This is a genomic window from Pseudomonas sp. MONT-RG-20F-20-E-7-02 (assembly GCF_022662395.1).
Taxonomy (GTDB): domain Bacteria; phylum Pseudomonadota; class Gammaproteobacteria; order Pseudomonadales; family Pseudomonadaceae; genus Aquipseudomonas.
In genome coordinates this window covers 171,901-194,623 of record NZ_JAKNQN010000005.1, presented here as the reverse complement: position 1 = coordinate 194,623, position 22,723 = coordinate 171,901, and the positions used below count along the sequence as shown (strand labels likewise).

Below are 22,723 nucleotides of genomic sequence, written 5' to 3'. Positions count from 1 at the left end.
GACAGGCGTGAGGAAGTGTCATTATTTTGATGTTTTTGCTGGTTGTTTTTTAGACAAACGGTAAATAGTCAAATTAATGGCCGCTTGTGTTTTAACGCAGGCGCGCCCTTAGTGAATGGCACAAGGCATTCACATCCTGGCTGCCAACACTGTCGAGCGCCGGGTCGAGCGGGTCGTGCCCGTAGGCCTGCGCCTCACTGAACGCAGGGTCACGGCGCACGGTGCCCAGCACTGCATCGCCCAGACGCAGCTTGAACACGCCGGCCATGTCCTGGCTGAAAGTATGGCCGCTATCGACCTGGTTGATCACATAAAACCGTTGTGGGGCCGATTCACTGGCGAGGTACGGCGCGAGCACCTCGTCCATCTTCGCCAAGCGCCGAAACGAAGCGGCGTCCGGCTGAACCACCACCAGCACCATATCCGCCATGGACATCGCCTGGCTCAGGTACACCGTGTTGCCTGCCGGCACATCGATAACCACCGTGTCCTGCCCAGTCAAACCGAGCCCGGCCAGACGCTTGCTGAGAAATTCGAGATCCTGCCCCAGCCAGCGATTCAGGCTCTGTTGCTGCACCGAGTCAGTTTCACCAAAAGCGACAACACGGCACCCGGCAAAACCGCGTTTGGGCAAGGCCTGCCAGGTCTGGTTGAGCAGGCTGGTTGCGCCTAAGCCAGGCAGATCAACGCCCGGACACAGGTGATAACGCAGTGCATTTTGCGGGTCCAGCTCCAACGCCAGCGCCGGATTACCCTGGCGCTGCAAACCGTTGGCAATCGCGGCGGCCAACGTGCTGCGCCCCACCCCGCCCGTGGCTGAAACCACCACCACAACTTTTGGTGCCGACGCATCCGAACAGCGCGCCCTACGCGGGGCTTCGACCGCCTCGGGCGACGGCGCAGCACCTTGGTTCAACTGATCCAGCAACCGTTGCAAAGGCTCAGCCACCCACGGCTCGCTTAAAGAGTGCGTACCCAGCGCGGTGTATAGTTTTGAAATGTGATCTGCACGCCCCACTGACTGCTCCTCCCTGTTGAACCGCTGATTAAATGAGGGCCGCATTGTGTGATATCACGATGATGGTGTCAGTATTTTGGTGTTTGTATCGAAATGCTTTCAGATGAGCGGCATGGCGCCAATTTTATGGCCTATCTCCTATGGGTAAATATCTACTTTCAAAACAATGCATTAACCGATTTCTGTACGTTTATTAACCAATTTTGGGTAATGCGCTTCCGACAGCGAGGCCGCTTCGTATCAGCAAGTACAGATAACTGCACGCCGTACATAACGAGACAAAACCCCTGCCCCGCGACACAGCCCAGATACCTCCCAGGCATTCAATGACCTCACCCCACTATTGAAGCCTCAGAGGCCACCACCATGAACCCGAATAACTGGAAAACCCTCATCGCCGCCAGCCTGCTTGCCCTCACGTTCACCGCACATGCCGACAACGGCCACAAGCCGGACATTCATCGCGTGCTGTCGACCACCGAAGACGCCCGCTCAGGCTGCGGCGTAGTGAATGCACAGATGACGTACCTGAATTCGAAGGGCCAGACGCAGGTGCTGAACTACATGAAATTCACCTACGACTGCGGCGACGGGAATTGAGCTGATTTGCGGTGCCCGAGACGACGAAAAAGCCGAGTTCGCAAAAAAACCTTCACTTCTGCAAAAATAGTCAGAATTCAGGGGTTTACAGAAGCTTGCCAATCGCTATAATCGTCGCCCTAACACGCCGGTATAGCTCAGTTGGTAGAGCAACTGACTTGTAATCAGTAGGTCCCGGGTTCGACTCCTGGTGCCGGCACCATATAAGACAAAGCCCTCACAGCAATGTGAGGGCTTTGTTGTTTCTGGGGTTTCAACCCAGGTCAGTCTATGAAATAGACGGCTGCAGCCCCTCCGCTGTTTCCGCCCGCACTTCAGCCTTTATGCAAAATTATGGCTGGGCAATAATTATGGCGTTTCCATAAAACAAATATTTTCATCCGCAGCCAATCCGTGCCGCTTGGATAGGCCAAAAAACAACCAATCCATTTCCCTGATTGCTCCCCTCTCACCGCCACGCTAACCTCCACTCCGTCCCTGCCAATGCAGCGACCGGGCCTGAGAACCCGCTTTTGATGCAGGCGCTAAAAGCGCCACGCATTCGTTGAAACAACGAACGTGGTAGCTCTCACTCGATATGGGAGTCTCACCAATGACCGCTACAAATCCCCCCGCGTTAACCACCCTCGGCGTCACCCCTTTCTCCTTTCACTCCGACCAACCTCTGTTCCGCGTGAACAGTGGCGTCCCCCTGCTCGAAGCCCTGAACCACGTTTCCGATTTGCTCCACGTCGCCAAGCAGCTCGCAGAAGATGCCGCGATGACGAAGGAGACGGACCGTTATGCCTGGGCGTCGCATTATTTGCAGGAGATGGTAAAGGCGGTGATTGATGATGCGGTGAAGGTGTTGGCGTCGCCCTGCAATGCTGAGCAATAAGATGTGAATGAGGTGACCGGGCGGGCGCTATCGCGGGCAAGCCCGGCTCCCACAGGTAATCGGATAGGTAGTTGATGGAGCGCCACGGCCTGGACAGGCCGGGGCGTTTTTTGATCAGTGCCCGGCGCTTTGCCCGCCGTCTACGTGGAGAATCTCGCCGGTCACAAACCCGGCGTTCTCCAGGTAGATAATTGCCTGGGCAATATCGCTCGCTTCGCCCATATGCCCGACCGGGTGCAGGCTGCCTAATGCCGCGTGGGTTTCTTCGCCGTGCATCGGCGTCTTGATAATCCCTGGGCTCACCGCGTTCACCCGAATGCCGCGTTTGGCGTATTCAATTGCCAGGGATTTGGTCGCCGAGTTCAGCCCGCCTTTGGTCAGCGAAGCCAGCACCGACGGCACGCCGTCAATCGCGTGGTCGACCAGGCTGGTGGTGATGTTGACGATGTGCCCGGCGCCTTGTTTGAGCATCTCGGTTATCGCCAATTGGGTGATGTAGAAGAACCCATTGAGGTTCACGGCCAGCACGTTTACGTAGTCTTCGTGGGTGTAGCTGGTGAAGGGTTTGGCGACGAAGATGCCCGCGTTGTTGATCAGGCTGTCGATGCGGCCAAAACGCGCCACGCCTTCGCGGATCACACGCTCGGCGGTGGCGGGGTCGGCGATGTCACCGGCCACGGTGAGAATGTCCGGATCCGTCGACGGTTTGATCGACCGCGAGGTGGCAACCACACGGTAATCCAGCTCACGGTAAGCCTTCACCGCAGCCGCGCCGAGGCCTTGGGATGCGCCGGTAATCACAACGACTTTTTTCGAATTGCTCATGATGAAACCTCTATCTAGAAAATGGGATGGTTCAAGCAGCCGCTGCGGACATTTCCCGCAGCATGTGTTCGTAGTCACTGACGGATTGCGACCCGGAGACCAACTGGCGGCCATTCAGAACCATGGCCGGCACTGAATTGATGCCGTGCTCGCGGTAGAACGCCTCCAGCTCACGCACTTCATCGGCGTAGGCGGCAGAGCCCAGCACCTGGCGGGCGCCTTCGATTTCCAGCCCTGCTTCTGCTGCTAAACGCGCCAGGGTTTCGTGGTCGCTGACGTTCTGGCCTTCGGTGAAAAAACCGCGCAGCAGCGCCCTTTTCAGCTCGATTTGCCGGCCTTGTTGCAACGCCCAAAACAACAACCGGTGTGCATCGAAGGTGTTGTAGAAGTGGCTGCGTTTTTCCAGGTCGAAGGTGAAGCCGATGGCTTCGCCGCGCTCCATCAGCATTCTTTTGCCGCTGGCGACTTCTTCAGCGCTGCGCCCGTATTTGCGCATCATGTGGGCGACGGCGTTTTCGCCCTCGGCCGGCATGTTGGGGTTGAGTTCGAAGGGTTTGAAGGTCAGCTCAACCTTCACTTCGCCCGCCAGGTTGGCGATGGCTTGTTCCAGCGCGGTCGCGCCAAGGGCGCACCACGGGCAGACCACGTCGGAGACGAAGTCGATGGTGACGGGCGCGCTCATGACGGTTTCTCCGCGAGCTGTTTGCGGTATTGAGTGGTGGTAATACCGGCGTAACCCCAGTTATCGGTGTCGACTTCTTCGATGACGATGTGGGTCAAGTCCGGGCGTTTGTTGAGGACGCGTTCGAGGGTTTCGGTGAACTCGGCAATGACCTGGGCTTTTTGCTCCGGGGTAACGCCGTCACGGGTGATGCGCAGGCTGACAAAGGGCATGGCAGTGGCTCCAGTGGCCGACCATCGGGGTGATGGGCTGGCAAGTGGGGCTAATTTAGGCGTGCGCCAGGAGGGGATAAAGGTAGGCTGAAGTACTTCATTAGTGATGCGGTGTAATGAATAAACCCGAACGCTGGTTATTCACGCCCGCCCTTTCAGCCTCCAACGAGACCAGCACGACCAAAAGGGCGAGAGCGCCGACGGGTCAGGCCACTATTTGTTCGATAGACGTAAAATCATGAGTCGATACAACAATCTCGCTGGCCATACGGACGGTTAACTGGTTGAACTCCCGCACGGCGCGCTCAGGCAGGCTCAACACTCTGATAGCGGGCGTATTGAGCGTTTGCGTATCGGTTTTCAAGACTTTGGGAACAAACAAGACAGCAAACCTCGCCGATAGCGGAAAATAGCCCACTACCGTCTCCAGTCGACCAATGTCGTACCCCAGCAGTGGCGCGCTTTCACTCTGTGCCAGATCAAGGTCGAAGCACGGCCTGTCGCTGGTTACAAAGCTGCTCTCGCTTGCCACTAACAACAAAATATTCAAGCCCGCAAAGCGCTCCCTCAATGAAGAAGACATGGCTTGGGACGCGAACTCGAAAGCACTTAGATCAAGCTCAATCGTGCCTCCCGGCCCTTGCGGATGATTCAGCTCGGCTCTTTTCTGCCTCAATGCCGACGGCGTCCTGAAATATGAGATGCAGGCAAAGTTTTTAATACTGTCGGCATAGCGAGGCAGCGTGCACAGCATGCTCACCAAGGTCCTGCAGACGTATTGTTCTTCAGTTTCTCGGGTTGAGGGTGTCTTGCGGTAGTCCGTCCTAGCATTGTCAGCAACAAAAGTAGTGAAAGACATGACTTTGCTCCACGAAGCCTCATGCTCGCCAAACATATTTTCTATGTAGTTATCTGGCTGGCTCGGGTTTTCTTCGTAGAACCATTTCGCGTGCAAAATAGATTTTGAATTACGCGGTTCGGAGCTCTGTTGTTCCAGGAAATGCGCCATTACTTGACGACCCGTCTCAGCGTCACGAGCCCACCCTTGAGGGGTCCATCCACGCAGGTAAACCCGCGGGACGTAATGCTGGTTCTTGGTAAGATTATTTTTCACTGTGAAACATCCCTGAGGGCCATAAAAGCCGGTTAACCATACGAACATTTGTCTCATTTTTCAGTAAAAAAAAACCCCGGAGCCAAAGGCTACGGGGCTTTTTTTCAACCTGTGGTCAGGTTGAAGCGCGACACCGAATCAATTAGAAAACGTTGATCGGGTAGTCGGCGAACAGACGGACTTCGTTACCGCCTACGTTGTAGTCGCTGGCGTTGTTGGAGACGCGCAACCAGGACGCACGAGCGCGCAGGCTCAGGTCTTTGGCTGGGCCGCTCTGAACGACGTATTTGAACTGGTTGAAGATTTCACGCTCGGTGCCACTGCCGCGGTTGGAGCCGTCGTCAATGTTGGTGCCGCGCACGTAGGCGATGTTGTAGGTCAGGCCAGGCACGCCGAAGGCGCTGAAGTCCAGGCCGTAGCCTGCTTGCCAGGAGCGCTCGTCCTTACCGTTGAAGTCGGACCAGTAGGAGTTGGCCAACAGGATGGTGTTGCCGCCGTCGCCGATGCCGCCAGCGTTGCGGTAGCCGCCGTACAGGTAGCCGGTGTCGCCGGTGCTGCGCTGGTGAGCAATGGTGAAGCTGTGCGGGCCGACAGCCCAGGTAGCGCCCAGGCTCCAGATTTTGTTGTCGCGGGCGTCCGCATCACCTTGGTTTTCCAGGGCGAAGCTGCGGTCCAGCTTGGTTTTGTAGCCATTGAAGTCAAAGGTCAACGATTGCTTCTCTGGCAGGGCCAGCACGTAGTTGACGTTGACGTATTGCTTCTTCAGCACGTCTTGCATGTCGGAGGCATACAGCGCGGCCGACAGGCTTTCGGTGAATTTGTAGCTACCACCCAGGTAGTTGATGCTTTTCAGGCCGCCGCTGTCGCTGCCCTCGGTACTCTTGCGTGCTTCCTTGGTGAAGTGACCGGCGTCCAGTTGCAGACCGGCGATTTCTTTGGAAACGATCGAGGTGCCCTCGTAGGTTTCCGACAGCAGGCGCGAGTTGTCGTATTGCAGAACAGGCACGGCGGGCATCTGCTGACCGTATTTGATCACGGTGTTAGAGATGCGTGCCTTGACGGCTGCGCCGCCCTTGGACAGGTCGTCGGCTGCTGCGCCGCTGTCGCCTTGCTTGAAGAAGTCGATACCGCCAGCGCCGCTGCGACCTTTACCACCGTCCAGACGGATAGCGTATTGGCCGATCACATCCACACCCACACCCACGGTGCCTTGGGTGAAGCCGGATTCGAACTTGCCGATGAAGCCTTGGCCCCATTCAGCTTTGTCCTGCTTGCCGTTTTTGTAGTCGCGGCTGATGTAGGCGTTACGTGCGGCGATGTTCAGGTGGCTGTCATCAACGAAACCCTTGGATTGCTCCTGGTCGTTGGCCATGACTGTCGATGCGCTCAAAATCCCCAGAGCGATCAGACTCATCCGTTGTTTCAACATTTTTTTATATTCCTTATTACTGGTTGAGTACGCGCTGTGACACCAGGCTCCGTGTTGCTTTTCTGGTGTCGACTTTTTCCAGAAAAAAGAAGGCCTGCGGACGACTGAACTGCCGCAGGCCTTTTTTTATTGGATGAGTCATGGCGGTTAGCCACAGGCGTTGGGCGCAATCCTATGCGCGGGTTGAACTATGTGTCAATTTCGTGAATCGTCTGTATTTAGTCAAAAAAATTCTAAGCCAGGCATTCCAGAGCCTTCACGCCAGCCTGAAAAATCCTCCGACTCATCAAGAAAACACATCGTGTAACACTTTCCACATCCTACATGTTTGGGAATACATAACGCGCGCAAATGCAAAGCATTACCATTGGCGCGCTTTTTCCCTCCTAACATTTTTGGATACATTCACCCATGCCTGCCCCTCGTCTGACGCCCATCACCCTTGGGCTTTCTGTTCTGCTGTCTGCTGGTTTTGCCTGCGCCGCCACGGTCTTGCCGACAACGTCGATCAGCACCGAAGTTGACGAAGACGACCCACGCGTCAAAGAGACCAACACCGCCACCCGCACCGCCACTTCGGTGCGTTATGTGCCCCAGGCGATTGATTCGGTAAAAACCGAAAGCCTGCGCTCTTACGGCACCAACGACCTGGGCCAGGCACTCAGCGGTATTCCCAACGTAAGCAGCGGTGCCGATACCCGCTTCGACAGCCTGCGCATCCGTGGTTTCGACGCCAGCAACGACTTCTACCTGGATGGCATTCGCGACGACAGCCAGTACGTGCGCGACCTGCATAACATCGAGCGCATCGAAGTGCTCAAAGGCCCGGCGGCGGTGTTGTACGGGCGCGGCGGCCAAGGCGGCATCGTCAACCGCGTGAGCAAATTGCCCACCGCAGGCCATAAATCCAGCATCGAAGCCCAAGGCGGCAGCAATGACCTGCGCAGCCTGTATGCCGACCTCAGCACCGACCCCACCGACACCATCAGCCTGCGCCTGAACATGGGCAACGAAGACAGCAACAGCTTTCGCGATGGCGTCAGCGGCAACCGCAAACTGTTTGCGCCGTCGATGAGCTGGCAGCTCACGCCCGACCTGAATTTGTTGGTGCAATACGAATACAGCGGCTACAACCGCACACCGGACCGTGGCATTCCCGGCGTCAACGGGCGCCCGGCAGACGTGAGCCGCAGCACCACCTATTTCGACAGCCGCGACTACATCGACGACAAATCCCAGTCGCTGCGCTCCAAGCTCGCCTATGAACTCAACGACAACTGGCAACTGCGCCACACCCTCGGCGTGTTCAAGCTCGACAGCGATTTCGATAACACTTACCAGACCGGCTATGACGCCAGAACCAACAAGGTCACGCGCCAGCGCTGGCAGCAAGACCTGACCACCCGCAACGTCTTCAACAACCTTGAGCTGGAAGGTGGTTTCGACACCTTCGGCCTGGAACACCGTCTGCTCACCGGCCTTGAACTGGGCAGTCAGCGCCGCGACCCGAAGCTGTACACCGCCACCGCCGTCAACCGCGGCGGCCAGGCCGTGCCGAGCCTGGACCTCAACCAGCCCAATCGCCACCTGAGCCACACCGGGCGCATGAGCCTTTCCAGTTACAACCACACTGAAGTCGAAAGTCGCGCGGTGTACGTGCAGGACCAATTGCGCCTCAACGATCAATGGCAACTGTTGGCCGGCCTGCGTTATGACCACTTTGAAGTGGACACCACCAGCAAGGTGCTCAACACCCAGCAAGACGTCGAAAGCCGCAGCACCAGCCCGCGCGTCGGCCTGGTGTGGACGCCACTGGAACATCACTCGTTCTATGCCTCGTGGAGCAAAACCTTCTCGCCGGCAGGCGGCGGCCTGATCGGCATCACGCCGAATGCCGCGGGCAGCGTCAACGACCTCAGCCCCGAGCTGACTCGCCAGAAAGAAATCGGCGTGAAAAGCGACTGGCTCGAGGATCGCCTGAGCACCACCCTCGCCGTTTACGAGCTTGAGCTTTATAACCGCCGCACCAGCGACCCGCTGGACCGCACCATCACCCTGCTCAGCGGGCTTCAGCGCTCACGCGGTGTGGAGCTGACGGCGACCGGCAAAATCGTCGGCAATTGGTATGTGCGCGGCGGCATCGGCCTGCAGGATGCCAAGGTCGAGAAGGACAACAACGGCTTTGAAGGCAAGCGCGTCAGCGATGTGGCCAAGCGCAATGGCAGCCTGTTTATCACCTGGAAACCGGAGATGGGCTGGTACGCGGAAACCGGTTTGACGTTGGTGGGCGACCGTTATGCCGACAGCCTCAACACCGTGGTGCTGCCGGGTTATGGCCGCTGGGATGCATTGGCCGGGTTCCGCCAGAAAGAGTGGGATATACGCGCGGCGCTGAACAACATCGCCGACAAACACTATTACGAGTCGGCAACCAGTGTGGCGCAGATCCAGCCGGGCGAGCCGCGCAGTTTGGTGGTGACGGGCACCTACAGTTTCTAAGGTGATCACTATCTAACTGTGGAGCAGGCTTGCCACATGCAGCTCCCACATTTAAATCCCAGTGTGCTTCAGGTTTTCATCAACTCACACAACGCGCGCACTTCATCCTCACTGAACAACCCCGCCGGGTAACGTTCACTCATCACACTGCGCAGGTCAGGCTGTTGCCTCACCTGCCGCGAGCCGTTTGCCTTCAACCAGAGCGCCAGCGCATGGATCGCATCACCATTGACCCGCGTGGGGTGGAACGGGCGCGTGTAGATCAGGTTGATATCGGCATTCATTTCAGCGCTCTCTCCTACTGCGTGAGCGGCTAACTTACTCAAGGTTTGTGACAGAACTGTGCAGTCATCACCTTGGGTTACTGTGGCAACACCGATACAAGAGCTATGCCAATCTCCCGTGTTTATAGGCTTTCGGACACAAAAAAGCCCGCGACCGTGCGGGGCCGCGGGCTTGCTATGCGCGCTATAAACAGGTAGCGCTCAGGTATCGCTCAAACGCTGTTACAACTGCACTCAGTTTTTGTGCGGGGCCGGCTGTTGTTGGGTCAGGCAATGGATATTGCCGCCGCCCAGTAACAGTTCACGCCCCGGCACCATCACCACTTCGTGCTGCGGGAACAGGTTCTGCAGGATTTGCTTGGCCTGGCTGTCCAGCGGGTCGTCGAAGCTGGGGGCAATGATGCCGCCGTTGACGATCAGGAAGTTCACATAGGAACCGGCCAGCCGCACGCTCGGGTTACGCTCCTGGCTGCCGTCCACCGGTTCAACACCGGCGCACTCTTCCTCGGTGGCGTACAGCGGCCCCGGGATCGGCATTTTATGCACCGTGAATGCGCGGCCCTGGGCGTCAGTGCTGCTTTGCAGCACGTCCATGGCGGCGTGGCAGCGCGCGTAGTTCGGGTCTTGCGGGTCATCGGTCCAGGCCAGCAACACTTCACCTGGGCGCACGTAGCAGCAGAAGTTATCCACATGGCCGTCGGTTTCGTCGTTGAACAGGCCGTCCGGCAGCCAGACGATCTTATCCACAGCCAGGTTATCGCGGAGCACCGCTTCGATGGCCGCGCGATCCAGGTGCGGGTTGCGATTGCGGTTCAACAGGCACTCTTCAGTGGTGATCAGCGTGCCTTCGCCGTCGACATGGATCGAACCGCCTTCCAGCACAAAACCTTCGGTGCGATAGCGCGGGGCGCGTTCGATCTCGAGGATCTTGCCACCCACCTGCGAGTCACGGTTCCACGGTGCGTACAGGCCACCGTCAAAGCCGCCCCAGGCGTTGAAATCCCAGTTCACGCCGCGCACTTCGCCGCTGTTGTTGATCACGAAGGTTGGGCCGGTGTCGCGCACCCAGGCGTCGTCGTTGGACATTTCCACCACGCGGATATTGGGCACATCCAGGCGCGCACGGGCGTTTTCGTACTGCCCGGCAGACACCGCGACGGTCACCGGTTCAAACCGCGCAATGGCCTTGGCCACCGCCACATGGGCGGCCTGCGCCGGCTTGCCACCCAGGCGCCAGTTGTCGGGGCGCTCGGGCCAGATCATCCAGGTTTGCGTTTGTGGCGCCCATTCGGCAGGCATGTAGAAGCCATCGGCGCGGGGTGTGCTGTGCAAGGTGGTCATGGCGTTCAGGACTCCGAATGGGGTGAAGGCCGACTTTATAACGGATAAAAATCGGCTTTAACAGCAATAAAATATCATGAATTACAAATATGACAGTTTATAGCCGATAACAATCGACTAATCATAAGTGCTCATCCAACACCTTCGACAGCATGTCGACAAAGAAATCCACGCTGCGTTTGGTGGTGACCATCGGCGGCTTGATCTTCAGGATGTTGAGGTAGTCGCCGGTCGGCTGCATAAAAATCCCCAGCTCGCGCAAGCGGTCACACAACAGCGCGGTTTCTGCTGTGGCAGGCTCCAACGTCTGCCGATCGCGCACCAATTCCAGGCCCAAATAAAACCCGGAACCATGCACAGCGCCCACCAACGGGTGACGATCAATCAGGGCCTCCAGGCGCGCCTTGAAATGCCCGCCCACTACTTGGGCGTTTTCCCACAGCTTTTCTTCCGCCATCACATCGAGCACGGCCATGCCGATCCGGCAACTGACCGGGCTGCCGCCTGATGACGAGAAGAAATAGCCCTCGGCCTCCAGCGCCTCGGCGATGTCGCGCCGGGTGATCACCGCGCCCAACGGCTGGCCGTTGCCCATGCCTTTGGCCATGGTGATGATGTCCGGCACCACGCCTTGTTCTTCAAAGCCCCAGAAGAAATGCCCCATGCGGCCATAACCCACCTGCACTTCATCGGCAATGCACACGCCGCCCTGGGCGCGCACCAAGCCATAGACTTGCTGCAAATAGCCCGGCGGCAGGGAGATGCCGCCGGCATTGCCGTACACCGGTTCGCAGATAAAACCCGCCAATTGGCGCTTACTGGCGGCAATTTTCGCCAGGTTGTGTTCCACGCTTCGCACGTAGTCCGGCGCACTGTCCTGGCCACGGAACTCACCACGATAGGTATTCGGCGCGGTCACCGGGTGCACCCACTCCGGGCGACTGCTCAGTGCCTGTGGGTTATCGGCAATCGAGGTGGAAACCGCATCCGCCGCCACCGACCAGCCGTGATAGGCCTCCAGCACGCTGAGCATGTCGCGCCCGCCGCTGTAGGCCCACGCCAGTCGGATCGCCAAGTCATTGGCCTCGGTGCCGCTGTTGACCAGGAACACCCGGTCCATGCCCTCCGGCGCCAACGCCAGCAGCCGTTCGGAAAACTCGGCAATCGCCGCGTAGTGAAAGCGCGAGTTGGTGTTGAGCAGCGACCACTGCCGCGCCGCCACCGCCGCCATGCGCGGGTGGCCGTGGCCCAGCACAGCCACGTTGTTGAGCATGTCCAGGTAAGAGCGGCCCTGCATGTCGATCAGGTGATTGCGCCAGCCGCGTTCGATGCGCGGCGGGTCAACGTAATAGTGCTTCTGTGAGCGGGCGAAGCTGGCGTCGCGCCGAGCCAGCAGCGCCTCGGGGTCCAGCTCGGGTTCTGCATCACAGGCCAGCCCCAACAGCGTCGCTGGCGATGGGCAGAGGGCCTGCCATGCGTGTGCCCGGGTCGGTGTGCAGAACAGCGGCGGTTCAAGGTCGGCGCGGCAAAGCTGCACGGTAAGCGGCCCATGCACTTCGCCGAGGATTTGCCCTTTGACCAGCACTGCGCCCGGCTTCAACGTAGTGGTGACGCCCCAGAAACGCAGGCTCAACGGGGCATCCTGCACGCACAGCAAACCATCTACGCCCTGGCGTAACGTCCCGCCAAAGGGCGCTTCCAGCACGGTGCCATGGGGCAGATGCAATTCCACGTGCAGGGGCAACGTGTCGGGTTCGACGGCCGTGTCGGCACGGGTACGTGACAGCCGATATTGCCCATATCGGCTGGCCGCCAAACCGTGCACCGCCGCCGCTTCATCCAGCAGGCGCCGGTCGATGCCAGGTTGCTCCCAGTTGCCGGCCTCGAAATGCGGGCTGAGCACGCCCAGGTCAATCAGCGCAAATTCGCGCCCCACCAGGCCCGGCAGTAAGGGCGCGAACTCCTGGCTGGCCATCGGCGACAGGGCCTCACCGACGCAACGCAGAATCGCCGCTTCCATCAACTCGATCGGCACCGAGGTCGCCACATGGAAGATTTCCCACTCGTGCTCGGCGTTTTTCAATAAGTAGGTGTTATCCGGGTCGAGCCGTTGCTGTTGCTCGCTGCTCAGCACCAGCACTGCCGCGCGGGCGACGATTAACGGCCACAGCACTAGCAGCTCGTCGCGTTGCAGCGGCGTCACCGCGTGAAAGGCCTGGATCGCCGGCAAAATCGCAAAGGGGTCGCCGTCAGCATGGTGCAACAGCGCCGCGCAGGTCACCGACAGGTCGGCAATGCGCCAGGTGTGCACCAGATCGCCGAAATCAATCACGCCCTGGACCTGCCAATGCCGCTGGGCATCGCGCTGCCACACCACATTGTCATCGGTGATGTCCATGTGCACGGCTTGCCAAGGCAGCTGCTCGGCCACGGGCCGAATGCGCGCATCGACCTGCCTGGCCGCGCGCTCGATGACCTCGCGGTGGGGCAGGTTCTCCAGGGTGGCCAGCAAATGCGTGATCAGCTCGTGAGCGTGGCGCGGGTCCCATTGCAGCGTGCGCTCCAGGCCCGGGTGCTGGAAACGCGCGAGTGCATGGCTGACTTGCCCGCACAGCTCACCAAAACCTGCGATCACATCGCGGCCCAGGTGTGGCAGGTGAGTCAGGGGCTGGCCGTCGATGTAGTCCAGCACCCGCAGATGTAACACTTGATTATCGACGGTGACCGTCAACAGATCTTCACCGCTCAGCGCGCGCACCACCTTGGGCACGCGCACGTGCGCTTGCAGGTCATGCAGGGCGGCGTGCTGGGCGTGCAGCTCAACGGCTGCATAGTCACCCCGGCAGATTTTCAGCACGAACCGGCCGCGCTCGCTGTCGACTCGGTAGTTGAGGTCCTGCTGGCTGCCCAGCGACAGCAGCGCGCCCGTCAGCCCGTAATGTTGCTCGAGTAGCTGCGCAGCTTGAGCCGCACTCACCTGTGGGCAAGGCAAACTGGCACGATGGATCAATGTGGCGAGCAACATTGTGGCGACCTCTGCTTTTTCAGGCGTCTATATCGCCATTGTTCAGGGCCGTTAATCAACCCCTCGCGCATCCCACGCTTGCACCGGCCCACTTCACAACTCAAGCTATGCTTCATTCGCCCAGTGTCCGTCTAAGGAAAAGGCCCCTCGACATGCGCATTCTCATCACCGGTGGTGCCGGGTTTATCGGCTCTGCCCTGATCCGCCACCTGATTCAACACACTGAGCACGAAGTGCTCAACCTGGACAAACTCACCTACGCTGGCAACCTGGAGTCGCTGACCAGCATCGCGTCCAATAGCCGCTATGAGTTCGTGCAGGCCGATATCATCGACCAGGCCACCGTCAGCGCCGTGCTCGCGCGCTTTGAGCCGCAGGCGATCATGCATTTGGCTGCCGAGTCGCATGTCGACCGCTCCATTGACGGCCCGTCGGATTTTATCCAGACCAACATCGTCGGCACCTACAGCTTGCTGGAAGCCGCCCGCGCCTATTGGCACAAGCTCGACGAGCCGGCCAAAAGCGCATTCCGCTTCCACCACATCTCCACCGATGAGGTCTACGGCGACCTGCACGGCGTGGACGACCTGTTCACCGAAACCACGCCGTACGCGCCCAGCTCGCCGTATTCGGCCAGCAAAGCGGCGTCCGACCACCTGGTACGCGCCTGGCAGCGCACCTATGGCCTGCCGGTGCTGTTGACCAACTGCTCGAACAACTACGGGCCGTTTCACTTCCCTGAGAAGCTGATCCCGCTGGTCATCCTCAACGCCCTCGCGGGCAAGCCACTGCCGGTCTACGGTGATGGTTTGCAGGTGCGCGACTGGCTGTTCGTCGAAGATCATGCCCGCGCCCTGCTAAAGGTTGTGACTGAAGGTGTGGTGGGCGAGACCTACAACATCGGCGGCCACAACGAGCAGAAGAATATCGACGTGGTGCGTGGCATTTGTGGCCTGCTCGAAGAGCTGGCGCCGCAACGCCCGGCGGGCGTAGAAAAATTCACGGACCTGATCACCTTCGTCAAGGACCGCCCGGGCCACGACCAGCGCTATGCGATCGATGCGAGCAAGATCGAACGCGAACTCGGCTGGGTGCCGGAAGAAACCTTCGAAACCGGCCTGCGCAAAACCGTGCAGTGGTATCTCGACAACCTCGACTGGTGCCGCCGGGTCCAGGACGGCAGCTACCAGGGTGAACGCTTGGGCAACACCGAGCCCAAGGACCTGATCGCCTAATCAGGCATAATGCGCCTGTCCCCACAGGCGCATCTCCCATGACTCCACCCCTTCCGCGAAGACCCCGCTGGCGCAGCCTCGCCCTGTTGGCGTTGTGCCTGGCACCGTTGCTGTGGCCGCTGGAGCACTTGGCCGAGCGCTATTACCGCAGCGAACTGGCCGGGCAAAACCGCCAGACCCTCGACCTGTACGTGGCCAACCTGCTCGGCACCTTGCACCGCTATGAAGTACTGCCGCAGATTCTCGGCGACCTGCCGGCCCTGCGTACCGCGCTGGATGCGCCCCACGTCAGCACCAACCTGACCAACGCCAACCTGCTGCTCAAGGACGTCGCCGCCCAGGCCGGGGTGGAAGTGATGTACCTGATGGACACCACCGGCAAGACCCTCGCCGCCTCCAACTGGGATAAACAGGACAGCTTTGTCGGGCGCAATTTTTCTTTCCGTCCGTACTTCAGTGAAGCCATGGCCGGGCGCCTGGGGCGGTTTTTCGGTTTGGGCACCACGTCAGCCAAACGCGGCTACTTCTTTGCGGCCGCCGTGCGTGACGGCGACAAAATCATCGGCGTGCTGGTGGTCAAGGTCGACCTGGACCACACCGAAAGCCTGTGGGGCAACACCCCCGAACAACTGCTGGTGACCGACCACAACGGCGTGGTGATCCTTACGTCGCGCCCGCAATGGCGATTCCGCGCCACCCGGCCACTGACCGCCGAAGAACGCCAGGCGATCATCGCCATTCAACCTTACCCCACACGCGACCCGCAGCCACTGGCGCTGAGCACCACGGCCTGGCTGCGCCAATCCACGGCCATTGCCGAAACCGGCTGGAACGTGGAAATTCTCGCGCCGCGCTCGCTGATCAGCCGCCCGGTGCGCACCGTGGTGGCCGTCGGCGGCGCCACCTTGCTGGTACTGATGTTGCTGCTGGGCTTGATGATGCAGCGCCGTCGGCATTACCTGGAACGCATCGCCTTCGAAGCCAAGGCCCGCCGCGAACTGGAAGCGCGCGTGATCGAGCGCACCAGTGACCTGGAAGGCCTTAACCGTCGCCTCAAACAGGAAGTACTCGAGCGCGAACACGCACAACAGGAGCTGGTGCGCGCCCAGGATGACCTGGTGCAGGCCGGCAAACTGTCCGCGCTGGGCACCATGTCGGCGAGTATCAGCCACGAACTCAACCAGCCTCTTGCGGCGATTCGCAGCTACGCGGAGAACGCCGAGATTCTGCTCGACCATGAGCGCACCAACGACGCCCGCGGCAACCTCAAGCTGATCAGCGAACTGACCGGACGCATGGCCTCGATCATCGCGCACTTGCGTGCGTTCGCCCGGCGCGACCGTCACGCCCCGGAAAGCGTGGCCCTGCAGCCGGCGCTGGATGACGCGCTGGCGTTGCTGGCCAAGCGGCGGCGGTCGATGGAAGTCGAATTGATCCGCGACCTGCCGGAAGCCACCCTGTGGGTGCAAGCCGGCGAAACCCGCCTGCGCCAGGTGCTCGGCAACCTGCTGGCCAACGCCCTCGACGCCCTCACCGAAAAAGGCCCGCCGCGCAAACTGTGGCTGAGTGCCGAAACTACCGAACAGGGCGTCAACCTGTACATTCGCGACAACGGCCCGGGCTTTTGCATGGAAGCCCTGGGCCGCGCCAGCGAGCCGTTCTACACCACCAAGACGCGCACCCAGGGCCTTGGGCTCGGGCTGGCAATTTGTGACACGCTGATGCGTGCTTTTGGCGGCGAATTGCTGTTCGCCAACCACAAGGAAGGTGGCGCGCTGTTAACCTTGAAATTGCGTGCCGGCTCGCCGGGCGTCAGTCTGCAACCGTCCGAGGACCGCAGTGTATGAGTATCGATAACCAGATTCAGGTGGTGTTGATCGACGACGATCCACACCTGCGTCAGGCCCTGTGCCAGACCCTGGACCTGGCCGGGCTGAAAGTCCTGACCCTGGGCGAAGCCACCGGCCTCACTGCGCGCCTGTCCCGCGACTGGCCGGGCGTGGTGGTCAGCGACATCCGCATGCCCGGCATGGACGGCCTGGAGCTGCTCGCCGAGCTGCACGGCCAGGACCCGGAGCTGCCGGTGCTGTTGATCACCGGCCACGGCGATGTGCCGCTGGCGGTGCAGGCGATGCGCGCCGGTGCCTATGACTTTCTCGAAAAACCCTTCGCCAGCGACGCCCTGCTCGACAGCGTGCGCCGCGCCCTGGCCCTGCGCCGGTTGGTGCTGGACAACCGCAGCCTGCGCCTGGCCCTCAGCGACCGCCAGCAATTGAGCACGCGCCTGGTCGGGCACTCGCCGCAAATGCTGCGCCTGCGCGAGCAGATCGGCGCCCTGGCCGCCACGCGTGCCGACGTGCTGATCCTCGGCGAAACCGGCGCCGGTAAAGAAGTGGTGGCCCGCGCGCTGCACGACTTGTCGAGCCGGCGCAGCGGCCCGTTTGTGGCGATCAACGCCGGCGCGCTGGCGGAATCGGTGGTCGAAAGCGAGCTGTTCGGCCACGAGCCAGGCGCCTTTACTGGCGCGCAGAAACGCCGTATCGGCAAGTTCGAATTCGCCAACGGCGGCACGCTGTTCCTGGATGAAATCGAAAGCATGAGCCTGGATGTGCAGGTCAAACTGCTGCGCCTGTTGCAGGAGCGCGTGGTGGAGCGACTGGGCGGCAATCAGCTGATACCGCTGGACATCCGCATTATCGCCGCCACCAAGGAAGACCTGCGCCAGGCTGCCGACCAGGGCCGTTTCCGTGCCGACTTGTATTACCGCCTCAATGTCGCGCCGCTGCGCATTCCGCCACTGCGTGAGCGCGGTGAAGATGCGCTGATGCTGTTCCAGCATTTCGCCGACGAAGCCAGCAGCCGCCACGGCCTGCCGTTGCACGAATTGCAACCGGGCCAGCGTGCGCTGCTGTTGCGCCACAACTGGCCGGGCAATGTGCGCGAACTGCAAAATGCAGCGGAGCGCTTTGCGCTTGGGCTGGAATTGGCACTGGATGCCACGGCGGACAACCCCGCCGCGGGCGTGCTGACGTCAACCACTGGCGGCTTGAGCGAGCAAGTCGAGCAGTTCGAAAAAAGCCTGATCGCCGCCGAACTGACGCGACCCCACAGCTCGGTGCGCAGCCTCGCCGAAGCCTTGGGCATACCGCGCAAAACCCTGCACGACAAACTGCGCAAGCACGGCCTGAACTTCGCCGACAGCGCCAGCCAAAGCACTGACGACGAATGACCCCGCCCACTCGCCAAGAGGCCACCATGAGCCGCGACAGCCGTTACCTGGAATCCATCCTTCACCACGACATCCCGCTCACCCGGGAAATGGGCCTCAAGGTGCTCGACTGGCAACACGGCCAACTGCAGTTGCACCTGCCCTTGCAGGCCAATATCAACCATAAGAGCACGATGTTTGGCGGCAGCCTGTATTGCGGCGCAGTGCTGGCGGGCTGGGGTTGGCTGCACCTGCAATTGCGTGAAGAAGGCATTGAAGATGGGCATATCGTGATTCAGGAAGGGCAGATCAGCTACCCGCTGCCGGTCACGCGGGATGCGACGGTGGTGTGCCAGGCGCCGGAGGAGAAGGTGTGGAAGCGCTTTGTGGCGACGTATAAACGTTATGGCCGCGCGCGGTTGACGCTGGAGACGTGGATCGTGAATGAGGGCAGTGAGGAACGGGCGGTGGCGTTTAGCGGGCAGTACGTCCTGCACCGCTAGAACCTACAATTTAAAATAACTGTGGGAGCTGGCTTGCCTGCGATAGCGGTAGATCAGTCACTCAAGCGGTGACTGTCAGATCGCTATCGCAGGCAAGCCAGCTCCCACAGTTTGATTTTTTGAGGCCTTAAGAACGAGCCAGGTTCAGCAATCGCTCCCGCCACGCGGCCTTGGCCGGCAACGCCAAAAAGAACGGGTTCAACAGTGATTCCCGCGCCGGGTAGCTGAACGGCTCGCCACTCAACTCCAACACTTCGCCCCCGGCGCCCTCCAGCACACCCTGAGCCGCTGCGGTGTCCCACTGCGAAGTCGGCGCCAAACGCGGGTAGCAATCGGCGCTGCCTTCGGCCAACAGGCAGAATTTCAGCGAGCTGCCGATATTCGCCAGTTTCAGTTCCCCAAGCCCTTCGCTCAGGCCGTCCAGCAGGCGCTCCTGTTCCGGGCTGGTATGGCGACGACTGGCCACCACGGTAAAGGCTTCGCCCGCTGCCGGGGTTTGGCGCACTTGAATCTGCTTGGGCGCTTCGCTCACATCCGAACGCCAGGCTCCCAGGCCCGCGCCACCGAAGTAGCAGCGGCCGCTGGTGGGCATCGACACCACGCCAAACACCACGCGGCCTTGCTCGATCAGGGCGATGTTGACGGTGAACTCTTCGCTGCCGGAGATAAATTCCTTGGTGCCATCCAACGGGTCCACCAGCCACCAGCGCTGCCAGCCTGCGCGCACGCTCTGATCGATGTCCGCATCCTCTTCGGACAGCACCGGAATACTCGGATCAAGCGCGGTAAGGCCCGCCAGAATCAGGTGGTGAGCGGCCAGGTCCGCCGCCGTCACCGGCGAATCATCAGCCTTGGAGGTGACCGCCACATCCGCACGCCAGTACGGCAGGATCACTTCACCAGCCTGACGCGCCAGCTCAATCACAGGGGCAATAAACGGGTGGCCTAAAAACAGTTCGCTCATGCGCTAAACGCTCCACGCTGGGTCAACAGGTCTCGTACCAGATACAGTGCGGCCAGGGCGCGGCCTTCGCTGAATTGCTCGTTCTGCGCCAGTTGCGACAACTCGCGCAGGTTGACCCGCTCCACGCGCATCGGTTCGGGCTCGTCGCCTTCCAGGCGTTCTTCATACAAATCGGTGGCCAGCACCACCTGGATTTTCTGGCTCATGTAGCCCGGTGACAACGACAGTTCGGTGATGTGTTCCAACTGCCGCGCGCCATAGCCGGCTTCTTCCTTGAGTTCACGGTCAGCAGCCGCCAGCACGTCTTCGCCGGGCTCGATCAGGCCCTTGGGCAGCGACAACTCGTATTCGTCAGTGCCACCGCAATACTCTTCCACCAGCAACGCATGCTCATCATCGATCATCGCCACGATCATCACCGCGCCGTAGCCGGCACCGCGGCCCACCAGGCGCTCGTAGGTACGTTCAACGCCATTGGAAAAGCGCAATTGCACTTCCTCCACGCGGAACAAACGGCTACTGGCGACTATTTCGCGGGCGAGTACGGTGGGTTTCTGGCGCATAAGCGGCTCCTTGGCGTGATCGGGTTACTATACCGTGGCTTTTCCGATTGTCTGTGTCGGATATCTTTACTTACATGAGAACGCACCATGCCCTCTTTGAACTGGCACGCCATCGACACCGTCTTGCTGGACATGGACGGCACCTTGCTCGATCTGCATTTCGACAACCATTTCTGGATGGAGCACTTGCCCCAACGCTACGCCGAGCTGCACGGGGTGAGCCGGGCCATGGCCGAGCTGGAGTTGCAGCCGCTGTTCGAGCGTAACGCCGGACAGTTGCAATGGTATTGCCTGGATTTCTGGAGCACCGAGCTGAACATTCCGGTGCGCGAACTCAAGTTGGAAACCGCCCACCTGATCGCCCTGCGCCCGGACGCGGATACGTTTCTGGCGGCAATCAAACAGGCCGGCAAGCGCGTGATCCTGATCACCAACGCGCACCGTGATTCGCTGTCGCTGAAGTTGGAACGCATTGAACTGGCGCCGTATTTCGAGCGGTTGATCAGCTCCCACGACTACGGCTTTCCCAAGGAAAACCCGCAGTTCTGGGCAGCCCTGCAAGCCGACATCCACTTCGACCCGGCCCGCAGCCTGTTTATCGATGACACCTTGCCGATCTTGCGCAGTGCCCGGGAGTTTGGCGTGGGGCATTTGCTGGCGGTGAAGGAACCGGACAGCAAGAAGGGGCCAAAAGACACGGCGGAATTTGCGGCGGTTGGGGATTACAGGGACCTGATTGTCGGCCTCTAGATCGCATCGCGGGCAAGCCCGCTCCCACATTTGGAATGCACTCTCCTGTGGGAGCGGGCTTGCCCGCGATTGCCATCACTCGGTAAGAGGCCTCACTCAGGAATACGCAATGTCTGCCCTGGGTAAATTTTATTCACATCTTTAAGCAGCGGCTTATTGGCCTCAAAGATTTTGTTGTACTGGTTGGCGTTGCCATACACCGCCAGGGAAATCGCGCTGAGGGTGTCGCCTTTTTTCACGACTACAAAACGTGCGGCAGCCACGGCCGGGCCAGACACAGTAATCTGGTCTTCTACACTGCCAACTCCGGCGATGTTGCCTGCAGCCAGGATGATTTTCTCTTTCTCTTCCTGAGTGGCGACTTCACCCTTCACGGTGACCTTGTCGCCATCAACGGTGGCAGTAATATTCGGGTTTCCAAGCCCGACAGCGCTGATGTGCTTTTTCAACTCATCACTCGCGTTGGCATTACCCGGCGTCAACAGATCAATCAGCTTCTCGCCCGCTTCCTTAACAAAGCTAAAAATACTCATGGTGCGCTCTCCTTGGGATTTAAGTTCCAGATGCCCAAGACTAGACCAGTCCTGCAGACTCGGGTTCCGGACCGACCAAAGACCCAAACGCGCTAGAATCCCCCGCCATTGGAATAAGCCCGGAGCGAAGATGGACATCAAACAGCTGAAATTCCTCATCGCCCTCGACGAGACCCGCCACTTCGGCCAGGCGGCAGCGCGTTGTCACATCACCCAGCCGACCCTGTCGATGCGCCTGCGCAACCTGGAAGAAGAGCTGGACTTGCCGCTGGTCAATCGCGGCCAGCGCTTCGAAGGTTTTACCGCGCCGGGCGAACGGGTATTGGCGTGGGCACGCACCGTGCTGGCGGCTTATGACGGTTTGCTGGCCGAAGCGGCAGCCTGTCGCGGCAATTTGGTCGGTACGTTGCGCCTGGGCGTGGTGCCGCTGTCGAGCTTCGATCCATTGGCGCTGATGCAACAACTGCATAAAGAGCACCCGAGCCTACGCTTTGAACTCTCGGCATTAAGCTCCGAGCAAATTCTTGAACAGCTGGCGAGCAATCGCCTCGACCTGGGCGTGTCCTACCTGGAGCGCCTGGACAACGAGCGCTTCGACTCGCTGGCCTTGAGCGAGACGCGCATGGGCCTGCTCTACGACCAACGGTTTTTCAGCTTCGGCGACAAACCGTTGAGCTGGGAAGCATTGATCGAACTGCCCCTGGGCATGCTCACCAGCGGCATGCACTTTCGCCAGTCCATCGACCACAACTTCCACAGCCGTGGGCTCAACCCGCAGCCGTTGCTGCAAACCGATGCGGTGCATCAATTGTTACAAGCCGTGCACGGCGGCCTGTGCTGCGCCGTAATGCCACTGGACGGCGGCCTCGACGCCCTCACCGAGCACCTGCGCCTGCAACCCATTGAAGACGCTCACACGCTGGCGCGCCTGGGGCTGATCATGCGCCGCAGCGCACCCCGATCGGCGCTGGCGGAAGCCTGTTTTGCGTTGTTTCAAAAATCGCAGCAAGAGCCTTGATCGACGCCATCTATCGGTAGATCAGTACTGGCAATTAGACGCG

General features: G+C 60.1%; 21 protein-coding genes and 1 tRNA gene. 10 read left to right on the top strand and 12 right to left on the bottom strand.

Features of this window, described 5'->3' with window-relative positions; all coding sequences use genetic code 11:
• Nucleotides 1-91 precede the first annotated feature (91 nt).
• Complete coding sequence (bcsQ, locus tag L8I05_RS16585; protein ID WP_242170296.1) at nt 92-949, bottom strand: cellulose biosynthesis protein BcsQ; 858 nt, start codon at nt 947-949, stop codon at nt 92-94.
• 435 nt (nt 950-1,384) lie between these two features.
• Between bcsQ and L8I05_RS16580 the strand changes: the two genes are divergently transcribed.
• The 3 genes from L8I05_RS16580 (at nt 1,385) to L8I05_RS16570 (ending at nt 2,495) form a co-directional block, all read left to right on the top strand.
• On the top strand, nt 1,385-1,618 hold the full coding sequence (locus tag L8I05_RS16580; protein WP_242170293.1) for a DUF2790 domain-containing protein: 234 nt from the start codon (nt 1,385-1,387) through the stop codon (nt 1,616-1,618).
• 126 nt (nt 1,619-1,744) lie between these two features.
• Nucleotides 1,745-1,820, top strand: a tRNA-Thr gene (locus L8I05_RS16575).
• 390 nt (nt 1,821-2,210) lie between these two features.
• Nucleotides 2,211-2,495: a DUF3077 domain-containing protein gene (locus L8I05_RS16570; RefSeq protein WP_242170290.1), complete on the top strand. Its 285-nt coding sequence runs from the start codon at nt 2,211-2,213 to the stop codon at nt 2,493-2,495.
• A 114-nt stretch (nt 2,496-2,609) separates the two neighbouring features.
• Here the strand turns inward: L8I05_RS16570 and L8I05_RS16565 are convergent, their stop codons facing one another.
• From L8I05_RS16565 to L8I05_RS16545, 5 genes are all read right to left on the bottom strand, one after another.
• The gene (locus L8I05_RS16565; RefSeq protein WP_242170288.1) at nt 2,610-3,320 is read right to left on the bottom strand and encodes an SDR family oxidoreductase; all 711 of its coding nucleotides are present in this window, start codon (nt 3,318-3,320) and stop codon (nt 2,610-2,612) included.
• Nucleotides 3,321-3,351: 31 nt separating this feature from the next.
• The gene (locus L8I05_RS16560; RefSeq protein ID WP_242170285.1) at nt 3,352-4,002 is read right to left on the bottom strand and encodes a DsbA family oxidoreductase; all 651 of its coding nucleotides are present in this window, start codon (nt 4,000-4,002) and stop codon (nt 3,352-3,354) included.
• Entirely contained in the window at nt 3,999-4,214 is a 216-nt protein-coding gene (locus L8I05_RS16555; protein WP_197625970.1) for a 4-oxalocrotonate tautomerase family protein, read from the bottom strand. The genes L8I05_RS16560 and L8I05_RS16555 overlap by 4 nt, the downstream gene beginning before the upstream one ends.
• 205 nt (nt 4,215-4,419) lie before the next feature.
• Complete coding sequence (locus tag L8I05_RS16550; RefSeq protein ID WP_242170282.1) at nt 4,420-5,328, bottom strand: DUF4238 domain-containing protein; 909 nt, start codon at nt 5,326-5,328, stop codon at nt 4,420-4,422.
• A gap of 142 nt (nt 5,329-5,470) precedes the next feature.
• Entirely contained in the window at nt 5,471-6,757 is a 1,287-nt protein-coding gene (locus L8I05_RS16545; protein WP_242170281.1) for an OprD family porin, read from the bottom strand.
• A gap of 411 nt (nt 6,758-7,168) precedes the next feature.
• Between L8I05_RS16545 and L8I05_RS16540 the strand changes: the two genes are divergently transcribed.
• Nucleotides 7,169-9,256, top strand: coding sequence for a TonB-dependent siderophore receptor (locus L8I05_RS16540; protein ID WP_242170276.1), 2,088 nt, complete (start codon nt 7,169-7,171; stop codon nt 9,254-9,256).
• Between the two features lie 68 nt (nt 9,257-9,324).
• Here L8I05_RS16540 and L8I05_RS16535 read toward each other — a convergent pair whose 3' ends face one another.
• The 3 genes from L8I05_RS16535 to L8I05_RS16525 all read right to left on the bottom strand — a co-directional run bounded on the left by L8I05_RS16535 (nt 9,325) and on the right by L8I05_RS16525 (nt 13,906).
• A complete protein-coding gene (locus tag L8I05_RS16535; RefSeq protein ID WP_197625977.1) occupies nt 9,325-9,540 on the bottom strand; it encodes a hypothetical protein in 216 nt (71 codons plus the stop codon).
• A 234-nt stretch (nt 9,541-9,774) separates the two neighbouring features.
• Nucleotides 9,775-10,881, bottom strand: a complete 1,107-nt coding sequence (aguA, locus tag L8I05_RS16530; RefSeq protein ID WP_242170274.1) for an agmatine deiminase — start codon at nt 10,879-10,881, stop codon at nt 9,775-9,777.
• A 121-nt stretch (nt 10,882-11,002) separates the two neighbouring features.
• Complete coding sequence (locus tag L8I05_RS16525; protein ID WP_242170272.1) at nt 11,003-13,906, bottom strand: aminotransferase; 2,904 nt, start codon at nt 13,904-13,906, stop codon at nt 11,003-11,005.
• A 152-nt stretch (nt 13,907-14,058) separates the two neighbouring features.
• On the opposite strand from L8I05_RS16525, the gene rfbB reads away from it, so the two are divergent.
• From rfbB to L8I05_RS16505, 4 genes are read left to right on the top strand one after another with little or no spacing between them, the layout of a single operon-like run.
• Nucleotides 14,059-15,141: a dTDP-glucose 4,6-dehydratase gene (gene rfbB, locus L8I05_RS16520; protein WP_177017232.1), complete on the top strand. Its 1,083-nt coding sequence runs from the start codon at nt 14,059-14,061 to the stop codon at nt 15,139-15,141.
• 38 nt (nt 15,142-15,179) lie between these two features.
• On the top strand, nt 15,180-16,988 hold the full coding sequence (locus L8I05_RS16515) for an ATP-binding protein (protein WP_242170271.1): 1,809 nt from the start codon (nt 15,180-15,182) through the stop codon (nt 16,986-16,988).
• Nucleotides 16,985-18,370, top strand: a complete 1,386-nt coding sequence (locus L8I05_RS16510; protein WP_242170269.1) for a sigma-54 dependent transcriptional regulator — start codon at nt 16,985-16,987, stop codon at nt 18,368-18,370. Before L8I05_RS16515 ends, L8I05_RS16510 begins: the two co-directional genes overlap by 4 nt.
• A 26-nt stretch (nt 18,371-18,396) precedes the next feature.
• Nucleotides 18,397-18,852 carry a YiiD C-terminal domain-containing protein gene (locus L8I05_RS16505; RefSeq protein WP_159953681.1) on the top strand — a complete coding sequence of 152 codons (456 nt, stop codon included), beginning with the start codon at nt 18,397-18,399 and terminating at the stop codon, nt 18,850-18,852.
• 127 nt (nt 18,853-18,979) lie between these two features.
• On the opposite strand, the gene cysQ is transcribed toward L8I05_RS16505, so the two are convergent.
• Both cysQ and nudE read right to left on the bottom strand, forming a co-directional pair.
• On the bottom strand, nt 18,980-19,816 hold the full coding sequence (gene cysQ, locus L8I05_RS16500) for a 3'(2'),5'-bisphosphate nucleotidase CysQ (protein ID WP_159953680.1): 837 nt from the start codon (nt 19,814-19,816) through the stop codon (nt 18,980-18,982).
• The gene (gene nudE, locus L8I05_RS16495) at nt 19,813-20,379 is read right to left on the bottom strand and encodes an ADP compounds hydrolase NudE (protein WP_242170267.1); all 567 of its coding nucleotides are present in this window, start codon (nt 20,377-20,379) and stop codon (nt 19,813-19,815) included. Before nudE ends, cysQ begins: the two co-directional genes overlap by 4 nt.
• Before the next feature lie 87 nt (nt 20,380-20,466).
• On the opposite strand from nudE, the gene yrfG reads away from it, so the two are divergent.
• Entirely contained in the window at nt 20,467-21,129 is a 663-nt protein-coding gene (gene yrfG / locus L8I05_RS16490; protein WP_159953678.1) for a GMP/IMP nucleotidase, read from the top strand.
• 92 nt (nt 21,130-21,221) lie between these two features.
• On the opposite strand, the gene lysM is transcribed toward yrfG, so the two are convergent.
• A complete protein-coding gene (lysM, locus tag L8I05_RS16485) occupies nt 21,222-21,662 on the bottom strand; it encodes a peptidoglycan-binding protein LysM (protein ID WP_177017227.1) in 441 nt (146 codons plus the stop codon).
• 130 nt (nt 21,663-21,792) lie between these two features.
• Between lysM and L8I05_RS16480 the strand changes: the two genes are divergently transcribed.
• A complete protein-coding gene (locus tag L8I05_RS16480; protein ID WP_242170264.1) occupies nt 21,793-22,680 on the top strand; it encodes a LysR family transcriptional regulator in 888 nt (295 codons plus the stop codon).
• Nucleotides 22,681-22,723: the final 43 nt, after the last annotated feature.

What these genes read in the sequence shown, in the direction of transcription:
- L8I05_RS16480 (WP_242170264.1), top strand. Translation starts at nt 21,793, where the DNA reads ATGGACATCAAACAGCTGAAATTCCTCATCGCCCTCGACGAGACCCGC.
- L8I05_RS16570 (WP_242170290.1), top strand. Translation starts at nt 2,211, where the DNA reads ATGACCGCTACAAATCCCCCCGCGTTAACCACCCTCGGCGTCACCCCT.
- L8I05_RS16540 (WP_242170276.1), top strand. Translation starts at nt 7,169, where the DNA reads ATGCCTGCCCCTCGTCTGACGCCCATCACCCTTGGGCTTTCTGTTCTG.
- L8I05_RS16515 (WP_242170271.1), top strand. Translation starts at nt 15,180, where the DNA reads ATGACTCCACCCCTTCCGCGAAGACCCCGCTGGCGCAGCCTCGCCCTG.
- yrfG (WP_159953678.1), top strand. Translation starts at nt 20,467, where the DNA reads ATGCCCTCTTTGAACTGGCACGCCATCGACACCGTCTTGCTGGACATG.
- L8I05_RS16565 (WP_242170288.1), bottom strand. Translation starts at nt 3,320, where the DNA reads ATGAGCAATTCGAAAAAAGTCGTTGTGATTACCGGCGCATCCCAAGGC.
- L8I05_RS16510 (WP_242170269.1), top strand. Translation starts at nt 16,985, where the DNA reads ATGAGTATCGATAACCAGATTCAGGTGGTGTTGATCGACGACGATCCA.
- L8I05_RS16525 (WP_242170272.1), bottom strand. Translation starts at nt 13,906, where the DNA reads ATGTTGCTCGCCACATTGATCCATCGTGCCAGTTTGCCTTGCCCACAG.
- L8I05_RS16560 (WP_242170285.1), bottom strand. Translation starts at nt 4,002, where the DNA reads ATGAGCGCGCCCGTCACCATCGACTTCGTCTCCGACGTGGTCTGCCCG.
- L8I05_RS16505 (WP_159953681.1), top strand. Translation starts at nt 18,397, where the DNA reads ATGAGCCGCGACAGCCGTTACCTGGAATCCATCCTTCACCACGACATC.
- lysM (WP_177017227.1), bottom strand. Translation starts at nt 21,662, where the DNA reads ATGAGTATTTTTAGCTTTGTTAAGGAAGCGGGCGAGAAGCTGATTGAT.
- L8I05_RS16545 (WP_242170281.1), bottom strand. Translation starts at nt 6,757, where the DNA reads ATGTTGAAACAACGGATGAGTCTGATCGCTCTGGGGATTTTGAGCGCA.
- cysQ (WP_159953680.1), bottom strand. Translation starts at nt 19,816, where the DNA reads ATGAGCGAACTGTTTTTAGGCCACCCGTTTATTGCCCCTGTGATTGAG.
- L8I05_RS16535 (WP_197625977.1), bottom strand. Translation starts at nt 9,540, where the DNA reads ATGAATGCCGATATCAACCTGATCTACACGCGCCCGTTCCACCCCACG.
- aguA (WP_242170274.1), bottom strand. Translation starts at nt 10,881, where the DNA reads ATGACCACCTTGCACAGCACACCCCGCGCCGATGGCTTCTACATGCCT.
- L8I05_RS16580 (WP_242170293.1), top strand. Translation starts at nt 1,385, where the DNA reads ATGAACCCGAATAACTGGAAAACCCTCATCGCCGCCAGCCTGCTTGCC.
- nudE (WP_242170267.1), bottom strand. Translation starts at nt 20,379, where the DNA reads ATGCGCCAGAAACCCACCGTACTCGCCCGCGAAATAGTCGCCAGTAGC.
- rfbB (WP_177017232.1), top strand. Translation starts at nt 14,059, where the DNA reads ATGCGCATTCTCATCACCGGTGGTGCCGGGTTTATCGGCTCTGCCCTG.
- L8I05_RS16555 (WP_197625970.1), bottom strand. Translation starts at nt 4,214, where the DNA reads ATGCCCTTTGTCAGCCTGCGCATCACCCGTGACGGCGTTACCCCGGAG.